Here is a 19668-nt window from a genome sequence, read left to right on the forward strand (position 1 = left end):
CGGCACGCGCCTGCAGGCGGCGTCGTCCCTCGCGAACGGCGCTCGCGATCCGCGCTGACAGGCGGTGGATCGGGCGTGTGTTGACCATCACAGCGATGCGGTGTTCAATGGGATCGACACCATTAGTGAACGATCGATCAGCTTCGATCGGCGGGCTCACCGGCGACGGTTCGCTGTCGCTGCGAGTGCGAGTCACCACCATTGCGGGGAGAGGTGCGATCTCCCTGACGACTGTGAGGAACACATGAGCGAAGCGTTTATCTACGACGCCGTGCGCACGCCGCGCGGCCGGAACCGCGGCGGCGCCCTCCACGGCACGAAGCCCATCGACCTCGTCGTCGGCCTCATCGACGCCGTGCGCGAGCGCAACCCCGACCTCGACGACGCCCAGATCGACGACATCGTCCTCGGCGTCGTCTCCCCGGTCGGCGAACAGGGCTCGGACATCGCCCGCACCGCGGCGCTGGTGGCCGGACTCGACGAATCCGTCGCCGGCGTCCAGATCAACCGCTTCTGCGCCTCGGGTCTCGAGGCCGTCAACCTCGCCGCCCAGAAGGTCGCGAGCGGCTTCGAATCCCTCGTCCTCGCCGGCGGCGTCGAATCGATGTCACGCGTCCCCCTCGGCTCGGACGGCGGCGCATGGTCGCACGATCCGACGACGAACTTCGACACCTACTTCGTCCCCCAGGGCATTGGTGCCGACCTCATCGCCACGACCGAGGGCTTCTCCCGCACCGACGTCGACACCTACGCCGCCGAATCCCAGCGCCGCGCCGCCGAGGCGTGGGAGGCCGGGCGCTTCGCCGACTCAGTCATCCCCGTCAAAGACCTCAACGGAGTGACGATCCTCGACCGGGACGAGCACATGCGTCCCGGATCGACCGTCGAATCGCTGTCCCAGCTGCCTCCTGCCTTCGCCAAGCTCGCCGCGCAGACCGGCTTCGACGACGTCGCCCTGCAAAAGTACCACTGGGTCGAGGAGATCGACCACGTCCACACGGCGGCGAACTCCTCGGGCATCGTCGACGGCGCCGGCCTCGTCATCCTCGGCGATGAGAAGGTCGGGCAGGCCATGGGCATGACCCCACGCGCCCGCATCGTCGCCACCGCCGTCGTCGGATCCGAACCGACGATCATGCTCACCGGACCGACCCCGGCGACGAAGAAGGTCCTCGACAAGGCCGGAATGACCGTCGACGACATCGACCTCTTCGAACTCAACGAAGCCTTCGCCGCCGTCGTCCTCAAGTGGATGAAGGACCTCGACATCCCGCACGAGAAGGTCAACGTCAACGGCGGTGCGATCGCCATGGGCCACCCGCTGGGGGCGACCGGGGCGATGATCCTCGGCACCGTCCTCGACGAACTCGAACGCCGCGACCTCAGGCGCGGACTGGTCACCCTGTGCATCGGCGCAGGCATGGGCATCGCGACGATCATCGAAAGGGTCTGACATGACGAACGCTGAATACTCCCGCACCACCGACGCCGACGGCATCGTCACGATCGTCCTCGACGACCCCGACTCCTCGGTCAACACGATGAACGACCACTTCGGGGCGGCCCTCGAAGAGACCGTCGACTGGCTGGAGGCCAACGTCGACGACATCACCGGCGTCGTCCTCACCTCGGCGAAGAAGTCGTTCTTCGCCGGCGGCGACCTCGAGAGGCTGCGCCGCGCGGACCCGGACAACTCCGAAGCCGAGACCGCCCAGGTCGAGCACATCAAGGCGCTCCTGCGCCGACTCGAGACGCTCGGCAAGCCCGTCGTCGCCGCGCTCAACGGAGCGGCGCTCGGCGGCGGCCTCGAGATCGCGCTCGCCACCCACCATCGGATCGCCGCCGACGACGTCAAGTCCGCGCGCTTCGGTCTGCCCGAGGTCACGCTCGGACTCCTGCCCGGAGGCGGCGGCGTCTCCCGCGTCGTGCGGATGCTCGGTCTCCAGGACGCCCTGCAGAAGGTCATCCTCCCAGGCACGAAGTTCACGGCAGCCGACGCCCAGGCACTCGGCCTCGTCGACGAACTCGCGCCCGCCGCCGAGCTCGAGGACCGGGCGAAGGCGTGGATCAAGGCCAACCCCGAGGCGGTCCAGCCCTGGGACGTCAAGGGCTTCACAATCCCCGGCGGGGCGCCGAGCTCGCCGAAGATCGCGATGATGCTGCCCGCGCTGCCGGCGACTCTGCGCCGCCAGACGAAGGGAGCGCCGATGCCTGCCCCGCGCGCGGCCATGGCCGCCGCCGTCGAGGGTGCGCTTGTCGACATCGACACCGCGCTCACCGTCGAGACCCGCTACTTCGTCAGCCTCACCCACACGCAGGTGGCGAAGAACATGATCAAGGCGTTCTTCTTCGACCTCGGCCACATCAACGCCGGGGGCTCGCGCCCCGACGGCTTCGAGCCGCGTCCGGTGACGAAGCTCGGCGTCCTCGGAGCCGGAATGATGGGGGCCGCGATCGCCTACACCGCGGCCCGGGCCGGGATCGAGGTCGTCCTCAAGGACGTCGAACTCGCCAACGCCGAGAAGGGCAAGGACTACGCCCGCAAGCGCGAGGAGGCCGCCCTGGCCAAGGGCAAGACCACCCCGGAGAAGTCCGAGGCGGTACTCGCCCGGATCCACCCGAGTGCGTCCGTCGACGACTTCGACGGCGTCGACTTCGTCATCGAGGCCGTCTTCGAGTCCGTGCCCGTCAAGCAGCAGGTCTTCGGTGAGATCGAGGACGTCGTCGCCCCCGACGCCGTGCTCGGATCGAACACCTCGACCCTGCCGATCACGGAACTTGCGACCGGAGTCGAACGGGAGAAGGACTTCATCGGCGTCCACTTCTTCTCCCCGGCGGACAAGATGCCCCTCGTCGAGATCATCACGGGAGAGAAGACCTCTGATGAGACGCTGGCGCGGACCTTCGACTTCGTCCAGCAGATCAGGAAGACCCCGATCGTCGTCACCGACTCCCGCGGGTTCTTCACCTCCCGTGTCATCGGGACCTTCATCGCCGAGGCGGTCGCCGCCGTCGGTGAGGGTGTCGAACCCTCCAGCGTCGAGCAAGCGGCCCTCCAGGCCGGGTATCCGACCGGGGCGCTCCAGCTCCTCGACGAACTCACGCTCACCCTGTCCCAGGAGATCCGCCAGGAGACCCGGGCCGCCGTCGAGGCGGCCGGGGGCACGTGGGATGAGCATCCCTCGGAGGCCGTCATCGACTGGATGGTCGAGCAGGGACGGACCGGGCGCAAGGACGGTGCCGGGTTCTACGAGTACGACGAGACCGGCAAGCGCACCCACCTGTGGCCGGGCCTACGCGAGCACTTCGAGTCCGGGTCGACGACGGAGCCCTTCGCCGACCTCCAGGAGCGGATGCTCTTCGCCGAGGCGATCGAGACGATCAAATGCCTCGACGAGGGCGTGCTCACCTCGGTGCCCGACGCCAACATCGGCTCCATCTACGGCATCGGATTCCCCGCGTGGACCGGCGGCGTCCTCCAGTACGTCAACCAGTACGAGGGCGGGCTGGCAGGGTTCGTCGAGCGTGCGAACGAGCTCTCCGCCACCTACGGTGAGCGCTTCACCCCGCCCGCCTCACTCATCGAGCGCGCGAAGACCGGCGAGACGTACGAGTGAGATGACCTCGACCGCCCGTAGAGCTCACGGGCGTGCCCATCCGCCGGAGGCCCGGACGACGCGATTCGTCCGGGCCTCCGGCGTCGTCGACGCAGGGTCGGCGGTTGGTCAGCGGGAATAGTCGGCGGTCGTGCGCTCGGCCAGCTGCGGGTAGTCGATGACAACACCGTCCTCGTCGAGCGTGAGCTCGGCGGTGAAATCCCTCGTCCCGCTCGTGTATCGGACGTGCTCGGCGTCGATGCCCGCGTAGATCTGTGGGCCGGCGATGACCTCGAGTGAGGGCATGTCGATCCACGCCATCGTCAGCGGGTGCTCGTCGGCGGTGTCCGTCTGGACGTCCAGGCGCCGGATCGGCATCGTGTTCGTCAGCGGGCACAGACCGAGGTCGCAGTCGAGGGCCCCGGAGAGCGCTTCGGCATCGACGATGCCCGGCTCGGCCAACGGGGTCGTCGGCTGTCCGGACGCATGTGTCTCACCGGCCCACCAGCCGGTGTCGGGATCGCGGGACAGGGTGAGCGTTCGCCGCCACCCCGTACCCTGCACGGCGATATCGACGGTGCGCGTGACCCATCCTGCTGAAGCGTCGACCGTCCACGCTGCGGCATAGTCCTCGGTGACCTGTCGGCCGAACGCCCGCAGTCCGTCGTCGAGGAGGATGTCCGCCGAGTCACGGCGGGCCGGGTCGTCGACCCCCACCCAGGACACCTGGCGCGACCGAGCGTTGCCGACACCGGCCTCGAAGACGAGCAGCGACTGATCGTAGTACCTCGTCGTCTCCCCGAGCGCGGTCATGCCGATGCGCCGGCATACCGCGTGCGACGCGAGGTTGTCGGCGTCGACGACGGCGATGACCCGATCGAGACCGCTCGCCAGACACGCGGACAGGAGGAGCTCTCCCGCCTCGGTGGCGAAGCCCCGGCCCCCGAAGTCCGGATGGAATCGCCAGCCGACCTCGACCTCGTCGCCGGACTCCCCGCTGCTGTAGGGAATAGGCTTGGCGATCACCGCACCCACAGGCGTGCCGTCATGGAGGGTCACGCACCAGCGTCCGCGAGCGTGGCCGCTCATCGTCTCCGCCTCGGCGATCCAGGCCAGGGCGTCATCGGCGCTCGACATCACCGCCGAGGGGATGAATCGGGCGATGCCGGGATGCGCATGGAGCCCGAGGACGAACTCGGCATCTTGGTCATCGAAGCGACGGAGGATGAGACGGTCGCTGACGAACTCGGGCGGAGGAGAGTCATGGAAGGCCATGGCACGAGGCTACGCCGGCGAACTGACACGACCTCGGCGTGACGGAGTCGACCGACGACGTCAGTCGAGGCCGACGATCGGGACGTTCGGAACAGTGGGCCGACGATCGGAATAGCGGATGGGCCGGGGATGTTGTGCGTCGCATGGGCGCACAACACGGTGCGGCCAGACATCTCACTCCGCACCCTGCCTGAGGAGACACCATGCGCGCAGCCGTCTACGACCGGTTCACCGACGACTTCGATGACATCGAGGTCCGCGAGATCGACGACCCCAAGGTCCCGCCGGCCTCCGTCCTCATCGAGGTCAGAGCCGCAGGAGTCAACCCCGTCGACTGGAAGCTCGTCGGCGGCGGTCTCGACCGGTTCCTCCCCACACAGTTCCCCGTCATCCCGGGCTGGGACGTCGCCGGCACCGTCATCGGCCTCGGCTTCGACACCCCCGAGTTCGTGATCGGCGACGAGGTCGTCGCCTACGCCCGCAAGGACGTCCTCGGCGGCGGCACCTTCGCCGAGAAGGTCGCCGTCCCCGTCCACGCCGTGACGAAGAAGCCCGCGGGGCTGAGCTGGGAGCAGGCCGGCGGACTGCCGTTGGCCGGCAACACCGCCCTGCGCACGCTCGACGCCCTCGGCGACCTCGACGGGAAGACCCTGCTCATCCACGGCGCCGCCGGCGGGGTGGGCAGCATGGCCGTGCAGATCGCCAAGGCTGCAGGTGCCCGCGTCATCGGCACCGCCTCGGAACGCAACCACGACTACCTGCGCGGGCTCGGTGCCGAGCCGATCACCTACGGCGACGGCCTGGCCGACCGCGTCCGCGAACTCGCCGGTGGTCCCGTCGACGCCGTCGCCGACTTCGTCGGGGGTCAGCTCGAGATCACGCTCGCCGTCCTCGCCGATGCTGGCACGCACGCTTCGATCGCCGACCCCACTGTCACCGAGCACGGCGGCCGCTACATCTGGGTCCGCCCCGATGGGGCGACGACCGCGCGCCTGACCGAGCTCGTCGACAACGGGCAGCTCACCGTCGACGTCGACCAGATCTTCCCCCTCGCCGAGGTGGCCGACGCCTTCCGCTCAAGCGCTGAGGGTCACACCCGGGGCAAGCTCGTCATCGTCCCCTGAGGTCGTCGACCTCCGCCGGGAGCCCCAGCGCCGCCGCAGCGGCGGCCCGCAGCTCCCGGCGGACCACCTCGGCGGCGGATCCCCGCGCCTGATACGGCGTCGAATTCATCATCCCGAACGCCGCATGCACCCGCACCGTCGCGGCCTCGAGACTCCACTGCGGGTGCACGAGCACGGCGACCTGCGCCCACTGGCTGACGTACGCCCGCTGCAGTCTGCGCACGGCCCGCCGCGAGGCCTCAGGCAGGGCCGCGAAGTCACGGTCCTGGATGCGGATGAGATCGGGTTCGGCCATCGCGAACGCGATGTGGAAGTCGATGAGCGCGCTCAGCGTTGAGTCCGCGCCAGCGGGGGACGGGGGAGTCGGGCCCACCTCGGCGGGGGAGTCGTCCGACCGCGCCACGAGCGCGTCTCCGGGGATCTCAGCGTCGCCGACGATCTCCGCGTCGCCGACGATCTCCGCGCCCCCTGACTGGAGGTACTCCGAGATCCCGACGAGCAGCTCCTCGAGCACCGCCTCCTTCGAGGAGAAATGCCTGTAGACCGCGGGTGCGGAGATGCCCGCCCCCTTCGCGAGGTCGTCGAGCCGGACACCATGGAAGCCGTGCCGGGCGAAGAGCGTCTTCGCGACCTCGAGCAGCTGCTCGCGCCGGGCGGCCTTCGCCTCGGCGCGCGTCGACGTCGTCACTGCCATCCTCGCTCCTCCCAGCCATCTGCCTCGGTGCTGTCTGCGTGGGCGTTGTCACATCCGCCCTGTGGGCAGTATCATAGCAGTCAGTTAACGACGATTAACTGAATCTGCAGCAAGGGGACATGGAATGAGAGCAGTGGGAACTGCGGTCGATCCGGCGAAGGGCCAGGCCAACGCCGAGGCACACGCCGCACTCATCGCCAAACTCCGGGAGCGCATCGGCGCCACCGCCCAGGGCGGTTCGGAGAAGGCCAGGCAGAAGCACCTCGACCGCGGCAAGCTGCTGCCCCGCGACCGCGTCGAAGCCCTCCTCGACCCGGGCTCCCCGTTCATCGAACTCTCCCCGCTGGCCGCGAACGGCATGTACGGCGACGCCAGCCCGGGCGCCGGGATCATCACCGGCATCGGCCGGATCTCGGGTCGCGAATGCGTCATCGTCGCCAACGACGCGACCGTCAAGGGCGGCACCTACTATCCGATGACGGTGAAGAAGCACCTGCGGGCGCAGGAGATCGCGAAGGACAACCGACTCCCGTGCATCTACCTCGTCGACTCCGGCGGGGCGAACCTGCCCAGCCAGGACGAGGTCTTCCCCGACCGCGAGCATTTCGGGCGGATCTTCTACAACCAGGCCACCCTGTCTGCCGCAGGCATCCCGCAGCTCGCCGCCGTCCTCGGCTCCTCGACCGCCGGCGGCGCCTACGTGCCCGCGATGGCCGATGAGACGATCATCGTCTCCGAACAGGGCACGATCTTCCTCGGCGGCCCACCCCTGGTCAAGGCAGCGACCGGTGAGGTCGTCAGCGCCGAGGACTTAGGCGGCGGCGCCCTGCACTCCCGCACCTCGGGCGTCACCGACCACCTCGCCGCCAACGACTCCCACGCGCTGGAGATCATGCGCGACATCGTCACCACCCTCGGCCCGCAGCCGGCCCCCAACTGGGAGGTCATCGAGCCGGAGGAGCCGCTGCACTCCCCGGACGAGCTCACCGCGGTCGTGCCCGTCGACTCGAAGGTCCCCTACGACGTCCACGAGGTCATCGCCCGCCTCGTCGACGGATCGAAGTTCCACGAGTTCAAGGCCGAATACGGCACGAGCCTCGTCACCGGGTTCGCTCACATCGACGGCCATCCGGTCGGGATCATCGCGAACAACGGCATCCTCTTCGGCGAGTCTGCGCAGAAGGGTGCACATTTCATCGAACTCTGCGACCAGCGCACGATCCCGCTCGTCTTCCTCCAGAACATCTCCGGCTTCATGGTCGGCCGCGACTACGAAGCCGGCGGCATCGCCAAGCACGGGGCGAAGATGGTCAACGCCGTGGCCACCGCGCGCGTGCCGAAGTTCACCGTCGTCATCGGCGGCTCCTTCGGCGCCGGCAACTACTCGATGTGCGGCCGTGCGTACTCACCGCGCTTCCTGTGGATGTGGCCCAACGCCCGCATCTCCGTCATGGGCGGCGAACAGGCCGCCAGCGTGCTCTCGACGGTCAAACGCGACCAGCTCGAAGCCCACGGTGAGACCTGGTCCGCCGAGGCCGAGGACGAGTTCAAGCAGCCCATCCGCGACCAGTACGAAGCCCAGGGCAACCCGTACTACTCGACCGCCCGGCTCTGGGACGACGGGATCATCGAACCCGCCGACACCCGAGAGATCCTCGCCCTCGCCCTCGACCTCGCCCGTTTCTCGCCCCTGGCCCGGCCGCTCGATGCCGACGGCTACGGCGTCTTCAGAATGTGAGCTGACTATGTTCGACACCATCCTCATCGCCAACCGCGGCGAGATCGCCCTGCGCGTCATCCGCACCGCCAAGCGGCTGGGCATCCGCACCGTCGCCGTCTACTCCGACGCCGACGCCCACGCCGCCCACGTGAGAGCCGCCGACACCGCCGTGCGCCTCGGCCCCGCCCAGGCGAGCGAGTCCTACCTCGACATCGACAAGGTCATCGCCGCCGCGACGGCGACGGGAGCAGAGGCCATCCACCCCGGCTACGGGTTCCTCTCCGAGAACGCCGACTTCTCCGCCGCGTGCGATGCCGCGGGCATCGTCTTCCTCGGCCCCGGCCCCGAGGCGATCCGGACGATGGGCGACAAGATCACCGCGAAGCAGGCGGTCTCCGCTCGCGGCGTCCCCCTCGTGCCGGGCACGAAGGACGCCGGGTCCTCCGACGAGGCGCTCATCTCCGCCGCCAGCGACATCGGCTTCCCCGTCCTCATCAAGCCCTCCGCCGGAGGCGGCGGCAAGGGCATGCACGCCGTCTTCGAGCCCTCCGAACTCCCGGCCGCACTCAAGACCGCCCGCCGTGAGGCCCAGAACTCCTTCGGCGACGACACGCTCTTCCTCGAACGCCTCGTCGCCACCCCGCGCCACATCGAGGTCCAGGTCATGGCCGATGCGCACGGGAACGTCATCCACCTCGGCGAACGCGAATGCTCGCTCCAGCGCCGCCACCAGAAGGTCATCGAGGAAGCGCCGTCGGCGCTCCTCGACGACGAGACGCGGGCCCGGATCGGTGAGGCCGCGATCGAGACGGCCCGCTCGGTCGGCTACCGGGGTGCCGGCACCGTCGAGTTCATCGTCGGCGCCGACCGTCCCGACGAGTTCTTCTTCATGGAGATGAACACCCGCCTCCAGGTCGAGCACCCCGTCACCGAGGAGGTCACCGGGGTCGACCTCGTCGAACTCCAGCTGCGCGTCGGCGCCGGCGAGGAGCTGCCGCTGAGCCAGGACGACATCACGCTCACCGGCCACTCCGTCGAGGCCCGCATCTACGCCGAGGATCCCGCCCGCGGCTTCCTGCCGACCGGCGGCCGCGCGATCGACGTCGTCTTCCCGAACGGCGAGGGCATCCGCGTCGACAACGGCCTCGAAGCCGGCCAGGCAGTCGCCTCCGACTACGACCCGATGATCGCCAAGCTCATCGCCACCGGACCCGACCGGGCGACCGCTCTCGACCGACTCGAGTCGGCACTGGCCGCCTCGGCTGTGCCGGGTGTCGTGACGAACATCGACTTCCTCCGCACCCTCATCACCCTGCCCGAGGTCGCCGCCGGTGACCTCGACACCTCGCTCATCGACCGCCTCGGCGAGGAGCAGCTCGCCCACACGGCCACGGACATCGACCGGCAGTTCGCCGTCGCCGCCGTGCTCGCGACCCAGGGTCGGGCGGGCGCGGAGATCACCGGGGAGTTGACCGCGGACACGCTCGCGATGGCGGGCGCCGCCTCGGCGTGGGCAGGGCCGCGGACCTTCCGCACCTCCCGTCCGGACTTCCGGCCCACGGTCGACCTCACCGTCGACGGGGAGTCCGTGCACGTGGAGAGCCGCGTCGACGACGTCGTCGTCGATGACGACGGGATCTGGCACGTCCTCGTCGACGGCGTCCAGCACACCGGGAGGGTCTTCTCCGACGCCCGCGACCGGACGATCTGGGTGGCGGGGGACCGGGGCATCCACGTCTTCACCCGCACCCAGGCCGACACCTCGCTCACCCCGGGCGAGGGCGGCGCCGAGGTGCTCGCCCCCATGCCCGGATCCGTCGTCGAGGTCCGCGTCGACTCCGGCGACCACGTCGAGGCGGGCGATGCGATCGTCGTCGTCGAGGCGATGAAGATGGAGCACGTGCTCACCGCCCCCGCGGCCGGCACCGTCACCGTCACCGCAGTGCCGGGAGCCCAGGTCGCCCTCGACGAGGTGCTCGCCACCGTCGTCGACGACACCGCAGACTCAGCCGTCGTCGACGACACCGCCGACACCGCCCCCGCGAACACCGACCGATGACCACCGCACCCACCAAGGAGACCACCATGACCACCGCATTCGCACCGGGCATGCTGCCCGAGGAGTACGAAGACCTGCGCCAGGGCGTGGCGAAGTTCGCCGACGAGGAGGTCGCCCCCGTCAGCGCCGAACTCGACGCCAAGCACGAGTTCCCCTACGCCCTCGTTGCCAAGATGGGGCAGATGGGCCTCTTCGGCCTGCCCTTCGACGAGGAGTACGGCGGCATGGGCGGGGACTACTTCGCCCTGTGCCTGGCGATCGAGGAGATCGCCCGTGTCAACCAGTCACTCGCGATCACCCTCGAGGCCGGGGTCTCCCTCGGCGCGATGCCGATCTACCGGTTCGGCACCGAGGAGCAGAAGCAGGAGTGGCTGCCGAAGCTCACCGACGGCTCGGGGTTGGCCGCCTTCGGTCTCACCGAACCCGAGGCCGGCTCCGATGCCGGCGGCACCCGGACGAAGGCGACGCTGGAGAACGGCACGTGGACGATCAACGGCTCGAAGTCCTTCATCACGAACTCGGGCACCGACATCACCCGCCTCGTCACCGCCACCGCCGTGACCGGGACGAAGACCTCGAAGTCGGGTCGTGAGGTCCCGGAGATCTCGACGATCATGATCCCCGCCGGCACCCCCGGCTTCACCGCCGAACCCGCGTATGACAAGGTCGGCTGGAACTCCTCGGACACCCACCCGCTCACCTTCGACAACGTCGAGGTCCCCGAGGCGAACCTGCTCGGCGAACGCGGCCGCGGCTACGCGAACTTCCTCCGCATCCTCGACGAGGGCCGCATCGCCGTCGCCGCGCTCTCCGTCGGCGCCGCCCAGGGCTGCGTCGACGAATCTGTGAAGTACGCGAAGGACCGGCAGGCGTTCGGGCATGCGATCGCCGACTTCCAGGGCATCCAGTTCAAGATCGCCCGCATGGAGGCCCGCGTCGTCGCAGCCCGCACCGCCTACTACCTCGCGGCCTCCCGGATGCTCGCAGGCCTGCCGTTCAAGAAGGAGGCGGCGATCGCGAAGATGATCGCCGGCGACGCGGCGATGGACAACGCCCGCGACGCCACGCAGATCCACGGCGGCTACGGCTTCATGAACGAATACCTCGTCGCCCGCCACTACCGCGACTCGAAGATCCTCGAGGTCGGCGAGGGCACGACCGAGGTCCAGCTCATGCTCATCGCCCGCGAACTCGGACTCTGAGATCTCGTGACCTTGAGGTGACCCTCCCGGTCTCTGCGCCGGAGTCGCACCACCCACCCCTCGCCGAGGCGGTCCCGTCGTTCCGTACGGAGCGGCGGACCGCCTCGGCGAGGGGTTCGTCCGGTTAGGGTGGACCTCAACCGAGGAACGGAGGTCGCGGATGGAGCCCATCGACTGGTCGTCGATCAACTGGACGACGGTGCTGTCGGTGACCTGGATCGTCATCGAGTACATCGTCAAGATCATCGCCATCGGCGTCGTCCCGGAGAACCGGCGGCCGTCGTCGTCATCGGCGTGGCTGCTCCTCATCCTCTTCCTGCCCATCGTCGGCATCCCCCTCTTCCTCCTCATCGGCAGCCCCTACATCAACCGCAGGCGGGCGCGCATCCAGGCGATGGCGAACGAACTCATGCACAAGGGCGCCGACGACCTGCCCGATGTCCCGCCGTCGCTCAAGGCGCCGCGCGACTTCGACCTCATCGCCGAACTCGCCCGCAACCTCACCGAACTGCCCATGGTCACCGGGACCAACCACGGCATCAGCATGGACTACGACCGGACGATCGAGCGGATGGCCGAACTCGTCGACGGAGCCGAGAACTACGTCCACGTCGAGATCTACATCATGGCCTGGGATAGGACGACAGACGTCTTCTTCGAAGCGCTCAAGCGGGCAGCCGCCCGCGGAGTGCACGTGCGCGTCCTCTACGACCACATCGGATCGCGGAAGTACCCGGGATTCCATTCGCTCGGCAAGCGTCTGACCGCGGCCGGGATCGAATGGCACCTCATGCTCCCGTTCATCCCGTGGCAGGGCAAGGCGCGGCGCATCGACCTGCGCAACCACCGCAAACTCCTCGTCGTCGACGGCAAGCGGGCGATGATGGGCTCGCAGAACATGATCGACTCGAGCTACGACATGAAGGCGAACATCAAGGTCGGGCGGCACTGGCACGACATCATGGTCGAGGTCAGCGGGGAGATCGTCGCGACGATCGAAGCCGTCTTCGCCACCGACTGGTACACCGAGAGCGGGGAGGAGCTCGGCATCCGCGACTACGTGTGGGGCGTCGAGGTCCCCGACGTCGGGGGAGACGTCTGCGGGATGCAGCTCGTGCCCTCGGGGCCGGGGTTCACCACCGAGCCCAACCTCAAGGTCTTCAACTCCCTCTTCTACCTCGCGCAGGAGAAGCTCTCGATCGTCAGTCCCTACTTCATCCCCGACGAGTCGCTGCTCGCGGCCATCAACACCGCCTCCTACCGGGGCGTCGACGTCGAGCTCTACGTCAGCGAGGAGGCCGACCAGTACGTCGTCGGCCGCGCCCAGGCCTCGTACTATCAGGCGCTGCTCGAGGCGGGTGTGCGCATCTTCCTCTACCCCAAGCCCGCGGTCCTCCACACGAAGTGCTTCGTCGTCGACGGGAAGTACGGGGTCATGGGCTCATCGAACATGGACATGCGCTCCTTCGGGCTCAACTACGAGATCAGCCTGCTCACCACCGGCGGCAACCTGGTGGGCGACATCTCCGCGGTCATCGACGACTACCGGGAGAAGAGCCACGAGCTCACCCTCGAGGAGTGGATGCAGCGGCCGTGGACGCGGAAGTACATGGAGTCGGCGATGCGGCTGATGTCGGCGCTCGCGTGAGGCGCGGATGACCGCGGTCCCAACAGGATCGGTACCCCTCTCGCCGAGGCGGCGGCTCAGTTCCGTTCGGCCCCGCCGATGCCCTCGGGGTCGGCGACGGTTGAGAGCCGGCGATCGAGCGGGTCGTCCCACCACCGGTCGGTGCCCCGGTCGAGGACGGCCACACGTTCGCTGAGCGCCTGATGTTGGGATGCCGGACAGATCGAGGCGAGATCGGCGAAGAGCGCGCGCAGGCGGCGCTGGATCTGGATCGAGGTCGTTCCGAACTGGCGGATCTCGTCGGTGGCGGCGGCGACGTACTCCGCCCAGCTGCGCATCCAGTCGCGCAGCACCGACGCGTCGGGACGGGAGGCGAGCTCCTTCTCCTGAGCGTCGATCATCGGTGAGAGCCGGATGAGGATCGCCTCGATCTGGTCGAGCGCCTGGACTGCTCGGGACGGGTCGTTGACCGCCGGCGAGAGCGCCTTGAGCGCGATGTCGGAGATCGTGCGGATCGCCCCGAAGGGACCGTTCTCCGGGGATTCGATGTCGCCGAAGGCCACCGCTTTCTCGAGTTCGGCCTCCTGTCTGCTCGTCAGCGCCTCACTCGTCCGGAAGAGCAGGGTGTGGACGGGCACCGGGGTTCCCACCGTGGGCACGAGTTCGATCGTGCATCCCCACGCGTCCTCGAAGTCGAGCAGACGAGGAGTGTTGACGGCGAGCAGAGCGTCGCCGCCGGAGCCGTAGTGTCGACGTCGGACGAGGTGGCCGTCGGGCACCGAGCGTTCGGAGACGGCGACGGCGTGGGTGTGGAATCGGTCCGGGGAGAAGCGCAGGGCCTTCCACCCGTCACGGGCGAGTCGGCGCAGCAGCGCCCCGGAGTTGAGCAGTGTGCACACGCGCACGACGAAGGCGAGGAACATCACCGCGCAGGCGAGGGTGACGAGGACCGCTCCGACGGTGCCCGTCCACGGTTTGTAGCTGTCCTCGCCGAGGGCGATGCTCAGGGCGATGAGCAGCGAATAGACGAAGGTGGCGACGAAGGAACCCAGGGCCCATTGAACGACGCGGTCGCTCTGGAGGAGGGGCGCCAGGCGCACGGACATCGTCGTGATCCCCAGGCTCATCGCCGTCGTCAGGGCGGCGAATGCAAGACCGGCCAGCGTGACCATGGCACCGGAGATGATCCCGAGCAGCGAGGCGACGCTGCCGGAGTCGAGATCCGGATACGGGGAGAAGACCTGGGCGAGTCCGCGGTCGACGAGCGGGGTGAGCAGACCGAGGACCACCGAGGCGATGAGAAGGCGCAGCGGGACGTCCCACATCGTCGTCGGCCGGATGTGCCGGCGCATCTTCCGCCATTCCCGGCGGTCGGCAGCGCTCTCCCGGGGCGGACCGGTCTTCTCTGACGGGGAGCTCGACTCGCCGGTCGCGGAAGGATGGGGGTGGGCCTGCGCCATCGGCTGCCTCCTTGGAAATCCGGTGTCGGTCGCCGTCGACGCGGTGCTGCGGCCTCCGGCGGAGCAGGGGCAGTTGCGAGTCTAGCGCGGGCTGGCACGGTGCGCTCAGGCGTCGACGACCTCCGGGTTGAGGACTCCGGCATCGTGGCGGTAGAAGGCGGGTGCCCGACCGGCGGGTTCCTCCCAGCTCTCCTGCCGGCCGAGCGCGGTGAGATCGAGCATGCGGTATGCGGGCATCATCACCTCGAGGCCCCGGGCGTAGACGGAGTAGGGGTGGAAGACGTCGTCGCCGTCCCTGAGGAAGGTGCTGATCCCCGGCTGCTCGCCCCGATACGTCGTCAGCCACCCCTGGTCAGCGGCGATGAGCTCGTCCCCGTCCCGGAAGTTGTATGAGTTCGGGGCGAGGTCGGGATCGAGGGTGACGTGGAAGTCGAGGTTGAAGTCGCTGCCCGCCGAGGAGACCCAGGGGAACGACCAGCCCTTTGCTTCCCGGTAGGCGATGAGCTTGGACAGCGGTGCGCGGGAGACCGCGGCGAACGCGGTGCCGCGGCCGGCGAGCTGGTCGAGCAGCGCCGGATGTGCGGCGGAGCTCGCCATCGCGGTGCAGCTCGAACAGCCCGCGTCCCAGGCGGGATCGAACATGAAGTGCTGGACGATGAGCTGTCGGTGGTCGCCGAAGAGGTCGCGGAGCCCGACATCGCCGTCGGGGATCTCGAACCGGTAGTCCTTCGTCACCGGCACCATCGGCAGGCGTCGGCGTTCGGCGTTGAGGCGATCGATCTGCGCGGTGAGGTCCTTCTCCTTCTCAAGCAGGCGCCTGCGCGCTTCGTACCATGTGGCTTCGTCGACGATCTCTGGAATGGACATGTGACTCCGATCACAGCGTGAGCATGGTGGGAATGAGTCTACGGCGTGTGACTTTCATCATGCAAGTGGATAACGGTAGGATTTCTGAACATGTTGGGAAGCAAGTACGCACGTGAGAACTGCTCGGCGGCCCGAGCGCTCGACGTCGTCGGAGAGAGGTGGAGTCTGCTCATCATCCGCAATGCGGCGTTCGCCGGGATGACGCGCTTCTCCGAGTTCGAACGCAGCCTCGGTATCGCGCCGAACATCCTCACCAAGCGCCTCGCCGACTTCGTCGCCAACGGCCTCATGGCCATCGACGAGTCGGCCACTGGAGGCGGGAGGGAGTACCGGCTGACAGAGAAGGGCGCCGAACTCGGGCAGGTCGTCATCGCGCTCACCGCGTGGGGCGACCGCTGGGCTGCACCCGACGGCCCTCCCGTCGTCTACCGGCACTCCGGCTGCGGGGGAGAGTGCGGGGCGCGGACCGCATGCGATCGCTGCGGTGCCGAGGTCGCCGTCCCCGGCATCGAGGCCCACCCCGGCCCCGGTGCCACCGAGGCGCAGAGACAGCGTCTCGAGTCCCGCCTCGGCGGGTGACCGGGGAGAGCGGGGTGCGCTGAGACCGAGACGCCTCCCCGAGGAGGATCCGATGCGAAATCGGGCCGGATATCGGACCGGATCCGCCTCGGGGGCGCCGCGATACGACCGGCGCCTACGCGGAACCGGTGACGTCGGCGCCGAGGCTGCCCTGCTCCTCGAGCGGGACGTCAAGGAGGTCGAAGACGCCGTCGAGGATCTCGTCGGGGCGGAACGGATACTTCCGGACATCCTCGGCGGTGGAGATCCCCGAGAGGACGAGGACGGTGTGCATGCCGGCCTCCATGCCCGCGATGATGTCGGTGTCCATGCGGTCGCCGATCATCGCCGTGCTGATCGAGTGCGCTCCGATCTTGTTGAGCGCCGAGCGGAACATCATCGGATTGGGCTTGCCGACGACGTAGGGCACCCGGTTCGTCGCCTTCGTGATGAGGGCCGCGATCGCGCCGGTCGCCGGGAGCACGCCCTCGGGGCTCGGGCCGGTCGCGTCGGGGTTGGTGACGATGAAGCGCGAGCCCGCATCGATGAGCCGGATCGCCTTCGTGATCGCCTCGAAGGAGTAGTTGTGGGTCTCGCCGACGACGACGAAGTCGGGGTCGTGCTCGGTCATGATGAACCCGGCTTCGTGGATGGCCGTCGTCAGTCCCGCCTCGCCGACGACGTAGGCCGTGCCGTGCTCGACCTGATGGGAGAGGAAATCGGCCGTGGCCATCGCCGAGGTCCAGATGTTCGCCTCGGGGACCTCGAGCCCGTTCGAGCGCAGGCGCGCAGAGAGGTCCCGGGCCGTGTAGATCGAATTGTTCGTGAGCACGAGGAACGGGATGTCGGCCCGCCGCCATTGGGCGAGCAGCTCGGCGGCACCGGGCAGGGCGCTGTTCTCCCTGACCAGGACGCCGTCCATGTCGGTCAGCCAGCATTCGATCGATTCGCGATCCATGACTCTCCTCGTGCTAGTCCGGGGGCCGAAGCGCCTGCCTCCTAGCCTAGTCGGCTTTCGACGCTTCAGTCGGATGACGAGGTGAATCCTCCCTGTCCGAGGCGCATCGAGACGGTTCTCGACAGCACCCAGTAGAGGCCGCCGGCGACCGCCATCGACGGCAGGGATGCCGTGAGCCAGCGGAACGGCTCGGACGGGACGTAGTCGACCGGGTTGAGGAGGAGCGCGTAGACGAGCGCACCGGCGGCCATCGAGGCGAAGGCGACGAGGTTGAACCCGCCGGTGTAGTGGTACGGAGAGCCGGATCGGTTGTCGTACATCGAGCGGATGTCGAGGCGCTGCCTGCGCAGGACGAAGAAGTCGACGAGCTGGATTGCGCACAGCGGTCCGAGCACGATCGCACCCCACGAGACGAACCGACCGTAGTTGTTGTAGGTGGCGTCGGGGAAGAAGACGAGGACGACGGCGGGGATGAGGATGACCGCGCCGAGTACCGGCCAGGGCATCCTCCGGCCGATGTTGCCGGTGCCTCCGCGCACGGCGACGAGTGCGGCATACCCCTGGGCGACGATCGAGGTGATGTTCGCGAAGCCGACGAAGACGAGCGCCAGTCCGCCGAGGACGAAGCCGCCGAGCGGGATCATCCACTGCGTCGGGTCGTCCGAGCCGAGGGCAAGCGCAGAGAACGCCCCGACGACGGCGGCGATGACCGAGGCGAGGAAGAGGCCGATCATGTTCGGCCAGTACGCCGCCCGCGCACTCCGCGTCAGCCGGGCGAGGTTGCCGACGTTCGGCCACCATGCGAGGCCCCCGGCGATGTTGAGCTCGATCGCGAGCATGAACGCCATGTGCTTGTCGGTGTCAGAGGCCAGCGGCGGCAGGTCGACGAGCTCGGACCATCCGACCTGGGTGAAGATGAGGGCGAGCATGACGAGGGTGACGACGACGAGGCCCGGCGCGACGATCTTGTTGACCGTCTCGATCGAGGTGGGACCGCGCATGAGGATGATCCATGAGACGACGACCGCGGTGAGGCCCATGAGCTTGACGGTGAGGCTGTCGGTGGCGAAGTCGGTGCCGAAGAGCGCATTCCGCACGTTCGCGAACGCGTGACCGCACATGATCGCGAGCACCGCGGCCCACGCGGCGGCGAGCAGGGCGGAGAGGGCGAGCATGATCGCCCGGGCACCGCCGGTGCCGAAGGCCGAGCGCAGGGAGACGAACTGCTCGATCCCGTAGCGGACGGCGGGGATGCACGGGGCGAGGGCGACGAGGACGATCGAGATCCCGTAGCCGATGACGATACTCGCCACGGCCTCCTTCGCTCCGACGTAGTAGGCGACGGCCCCGCCCTGGAGGAAGGCCCAGGTCGCGATCGCCAGACCGATGTTCGCCGCCGAGAAGTCCCAGAAGCTCCAGATCCGGTCCCTGCGCAGCAGCGGCAGGTCGCTCGTCGATCCGGCATCGGCGAGGTCGGTGCGCTGGAAGCGGCGCTGCGCCCGGCTCACAGCAGGCACCACGCGAGGAGGGCTGCGGAGAGGACGGCGAGGACGGCGACGGAGACGCCGAGGTCGCGCCACGGCAGGGGATCGAGGATGCCCTCGTCGCTCTCGGGGTCCTCGTAGAGGTCGAAGCGGCGGTCGAGTTCTGTGCGGAAGTCCCTGTCCATCATCGGCTGTGGTCTCCTTTGACCGTTCGTCCTGCATTGCGCGGCGTCTGAGAGCCATGCGCAGGTGCGACTCTATACCGTCCGGACGGTTCTGTCGTGGAGATCGTCACAGAGCGGACAGGGCGCCGACTACGCCGCGACGAGGTCCTCGACGATCCGCCGGGCATGGGTGAGACGATGATCGTCGCCGTCGATGCCGCGGTGGACGATGCCGCCTTCGAGGAGGAGGAAGATGTGCTCGGCGAGCGACCGCGGATCGGGGCTGTCGCCGAGGATGTCCGCGAGCAGTCCTTCGACCGCACGCTTGTGGGCGCGGATGACGCCGCGCGCAGGATGATCGGACGGAAGCTCGGCGGCGGCGTTGACGAAGGCGCAGCCGCGCGCGGTCGTCTCGGAGTCGAGGGTGTAGGAGTCGAACACCGCGAGCGCGCGGCTGCCCGGTGTCGACTCCGCCGAGAGCGCGGCCAGGCGTTTCTCCAGGCGAGCCCACCAGGCCTCATGTCTGACCTGGAGGTAGGCGGCGATGAGGGCGTCCTTCGACCCGAAGCGGTCGTAGAGGGTCCGCTTGGTCAGCCCCGACTCCTCGGCGATGGTGTCGACGCCGACGGCGTGGATGCCGCGGGAGTAGAAGAGCGCGGCGGCGGTGTCGAGGATCCGTCGCGCGCCAGGCGTCAGTTGCGGGGGAGTGAGGTCGTCGTGCGGGTCTGGCCTCATCGCTGCTCCCTCCCTCGGGTTCCGTGTCGACCGCCGTTCGGCGTCCGGTCTTCACCGGCGTCGATGTCGATTCGGACTTTACAGATCAGTGTACCTGCCTGCAGGATGGTTCACAGACCTGTGAAGTTCGAGGGCGGCGACGCGC

16 protein-coding genes are annotated in these 19668 nt (G+C 68.6%); 8 read left to right on the plus strand and 8 right to left on the minus strand.

What is annotated here, in order from left to right:
• Window positions 1-244: 244 nt before the first annotated feature.
• Window positions 245-1453: an acetyl-CoA C-acetyltransferase gene (locus tag ACQ1RG_RS08455; RefSeq protein ID WP_063249291.1), complete on the plus strand. Its 1209-nt coding sequence runs from the start codon at window positions 245-247 to the stop codon at window positions 1451-1453.
• A 1-nt stretch (window position 1454) separates the two neighbouring features.
• Window positions 1455-3617 (plus strand): 3-hydroxyacyl-CoA dehydrogenase NAD-binding domain-containing protein, encoded by a 2163-nt coding sequence (locus ACQ1RG_RS08460; RefSeq protein ID WP_201671450.1) that lies wholly within the window; start codon window positions 1455-1457, stop codon window positions 3615-3617.
• Window positions 3618-3725: 108 nt separating this feature from the next.
• On the opposite strand, the gene ACQ1RG_RS08465 is transcribed toward ACQ1RG_RS08460, so the two are convergent.
• On the minus strand, window positions 3726-4871 hold the full coding sequence (locus tag ACQ1RG_RS08465; protein WP_176472500.1) for a putative glycolipid-binding domain-containing protein: 1146 nt from the start codon (window positions 4869-4871) through the stop codon (window positions 3726-3728).
• A 203-nt stretch (window positions 4872-5074) separates the two neighbouring features.
• Between ACQ1RG_RS08465 and ACQ1RG_RS08470 the strand changes: the two genes are divergently transcribed.
• The gene (locus ACQ1RG_RS08470; protein ID WP_201671448.1) at window positions 5075-5995 is read left to right on the plus strand and encodes an NADP-dependent oxidoreductase; all 921 of its coding nucleotides are present in this window, start codon (window positions 5075-5077) and stop codon (window positions 5993-5995) included.
• Here ACQ1RG_RS08470 and ACQ1RG_RS08475 read toward each other — a convergent pair.
• Window positions 5982-6689 carry a TetR/AcrR family transcriptional regulator gene (locus tag ACQ1RG_RS08475; RefSeq protein ID WP_342474447.1) on the minus strand — a complete coding sequence of 236 codons (708 nt, stop codon included), beginning with the start codon at window positions 6687-6689 and terminating at the stop codon, window positions 5982-5984. The genes ACQ1RG_RS08470 and ACQ1RG_RS08475 overlap by 14 nt on opposite strands.
• A 124-nt stretch (window positions 6690-6813) precedes the next feature.
• Here ACQ1RG_RS08475 and ACQ1RG_RS08480 point away from each other — a divergent pair, with 124 nt between their 5' ends.
• The 4 genes from ACQ1RG_RS08480 (at window position 6814) to cls (ending at window position 13318) form a co-directional block, all read left to right on the plus strand.
• Complete coding sequence (locus ACQ1RG_RS08480; protein ID WP_342474446.1) at window positions 6814-8427, plus strand: carboxyl transferase domain-containing protein; 1614 nt, start codon at window positions 6814-6816, stop codon at window positions 8425-8427.
• A gap of 7 nt (window positions 8428-8434) precedes the next feature.
• Window positions 8435-10468: an acetyl-CoA carboxylase biotin carboxylase subunit gene (locus tag ACQ1RG_RS08485; RefSeq protein ID WP_197932335.1), complete on the plus strand. Its 2034-nt coding sequence runs from the start codon at window positions 8435-8437 to the stop codon at window positions 10466-10468.
• Between the two features lie 26 nt (window positions 10469-10494).
• Window positions 10495-11670 (plus strand): acyl-CoA dehydrogenase family protein, encoded by a 1176-nt coding sequence (locus ACQ1RG_RS08490; protein WP_095376652.1) that lies wholly within the window; start codon window positions 10495-10497, stop codon window positions 11668-11670.
• A gap of 160 nt (window positions 11671-11830) precedes the next feature.
• Window positions 11831-13318 carry a cardiolipin synthase gene (cls, locus tag ACQ1RG_RS08495; protein ID WP_095376653.1) on the plus strand — a complete coding sequence of 496 codons (1488 nt, stop codon included), beginning with the start codon at window positions 11831-11833 and terminating at the stop codon, window positions 13316-13318.
• A gap of 56 nt (window positions 13319-13374) precedes the next feature.
• Here cls and ACQ1RG_RS08500 read toward each other — a convergent pair whose 3' ends face one another.
• Together ACQ1RG_RS08500 and ACQ1RG_RS08505 are read right to left on the minus strand one after the other, a co-directional pair.
• Window positions 13375-14757 (minus strand): DUF2254 domain-containing protein, encoded by a 1383-nt coding sequence (locus tag ACQ1RG_RS08500; protein WP_095376654.1) that lies wholly within the window; start codon window positions 14755-14757, stop codon window positions 13375-13377.
• A gap of 105 nt (window positions 14758-14862) precedes the next feature.
• A complete protein-coding gene (locus ACQ1RG_RS08505) occupies window positions 14863-15624 on the minus strand; it encodes a DUF899 domain-containing protein (protein ID WP_430600045.1) in 762 nt (253 codons plus the stop codon).
• Window positions 15625-15714: 90 nt separating this feature from the next.
• On the opposite strand from ACQ1RG_RS08505, the gene ACQ1RG_RS08510 reads away from it, so the two are divergent.
• Window positions 15715-16203 carry a winged helix-turn-helix transcriptional regulator gene (locus ACQ1RG_RS08510; protein WP_063249287.1) on the plus strand — a complete coding sequence of 163 codons (489 nt, stop codon included), beginning with the start codon at window positions 15715-15717 and terminating at the stop codon, window positions 16201-16203.
• A gap of 115 nt (window positions 16204-16318) precedes the next feature.
• Here ACQ1RG_RS08510 and ACQ1RG_RS08515 read toward each other — a convergent pair whose 3' ends face one another.
• The 4 genes from ACQ1RG_RS08515 to ACQ1RG_RS08530 all read right to left on the minus strand — a co-directional run bounded on the left by ACQ1RG_RS08515 (window position 16319) and on the right by ACQ1RG_RS08530 (window position 19523).
• Window positions 16319-17140 (minus strand): HAD-IIA family hydrolase, encoded by an 822-nt coding sequence (locus tag ACQ1RG_RS08515; RefSeq protein ID WP_101624016.1) that lies wholly within the window; start codon window positions 17138-17140, stop codon window positions 16319-16321.
• Between the two features lie 65 nt (window positions 17141-17205).
• Entirely contained in the window at window positions 17206-18648 is a 1443-nt protein-coding gene (locus ACQ1RG_RS08520) for a purine-cytosine permease family protein (RefSeq protein ID WP_131248361.1), read from the minus strand.
• Window positions 18645-18812 (minus strand): hypothetical protein, encoded by a 168-nt coding sequence (locus tag ACQ1RG_RS08525; protein WP_180960595.1) that lies wholly within the window; start codon window positions 18810-18812, stop codon window positions 18645-18647. Before ACQ1RG_RS08525 ends, ACQ1RG_RS08520 begins: the two co-directional genes overlap by 4 nt.
• A 126-nt stretch (window positions 18813-18938) precedes the next feature.
• Window positions 18939-19523, minus strand: a complete 585-nt coding sequence (locus ACQ1RG_RS08530; protein WP_101624014.1) for a TetR/AcrR family transcriptional regulator — start codon at window positions 19521-19523, stop codon at window positions 18939-18941.
• Window positions 19524-19668 lie beyond the last annotated feature (145 nt).

Source organism: Brevibacterium sp. K72, assembly GCF_050562175.1.
GTDB classification, from domain to species: domain Bacteria; phylum Actinomycetota; class Actinomycetes; order Actinomycetales; family Brevibacteriaceae; genus Brevibacterium; species Brevibacterium casei.

Coding starts and splice junctions, on each gene's coding strand:
- ACQ1RG_RS08480 (WP_342474446.1), top strand. CDS start 6,814: ATGAGAGCAGTGGGAACTGCGGTCGATCCGGCGAAGGGCCAGGCCAAC.
- ACQ1RG_RS08470 (WP_201671448.1), top strand. CDS start 5,075: ATGCGCGCAGCCGTCTACGACCGGTTCACCGACGACTTCGATGACATC.
- ACQ1RG_RS08530 (WP_101624014.1), bottom strand. CDS start 19,523: ATGAGGCCAGACCCGCACGACGACCTCACTCCCCCGCAACTGACGCCT.
- ACQ1RG_RS08490 (WP_095376652.1), top strand. CDS start 10,495: ATGACCACCGCATTCGCACCGGGCATGCTGCCCGAGGAGTACGAAGAC.
- ACQ1RG_RS08505 (WP_430600045.1), bottom strand. CDS start 15,624: ATGTCCATTCCAGAGATCGTCGACGAAGCCACATGGTACGAAGCGCGC.
- ACQ1RG_RS08475 (WP_342474447.1), bottom strand. CDS start 6,689: ATGGCAGTGACGACGTCGACGCGCGCCGAGGCGAAGGCCGCCCGGCGC.
- ACQ1RG_RS08485 (WP_197932335.1), top strand. CDS start 8,435: ATGTTCGACACCATCCTCATCGCCAACCGCGGCGAGATCGCCCTGCGC.
- ACQ1RG_RS08465 (WP_176472500.1), bottom strand. CDS start 4,871: ATGGCCTTCCATGACTCTCCTCCGCCCGAGTTCGTCAGCGACCGTCTC.
- ACQ1RG_RS08455 (WP_063249291.1), top strand. CDS start 245: ATGAGCGAAGCGTTTATCTACGACGCCGTGCGCACGCCGCGCGGCCGG.
- ACQ1RG_RS08515 (WP_101624016.1), bottom strand. CDS start 17,140: ATGGATCGCGAATCGATCGAATGCTGGCTGACCGACATGGACGGCGTC.
- ACQ1RG_RS08500 (WP_095376654.1), bottom strand. CDS start 14,757: ATGGCGCAGGCCCACCCCCATCCTTCCGCGACCGGCGAGTCGAGCTCC.
- ACQ1RG_RS08525 (WP_180960595.1), bottom strand. CDS start 18,812: ATGATGGACAGGGACTTCCGCACAGAACTCGACCGCCGCTTCGACCTC.
- ACQ1RG_RS08510 (WP_063249287.1), top strand. CDS start 15,715: ATGTTGGGAAGCAAGTACGCACGTGAGAACTGCTCGGCGGCCCGAGCG.
- cls (WP_095376653.1), top strand. CDS start 11,831: ATGGAGCCCATCGACTGGTCGTCGATCAACTGGACGACGGTGCTGTCG.
- ACQ1RG_RS08460 (WP_201671450.1), top strand. CDS start 1,455: ATGACGAACGCTGAATACTCCCGCACCACCGACGCCGACGGCATCGTC.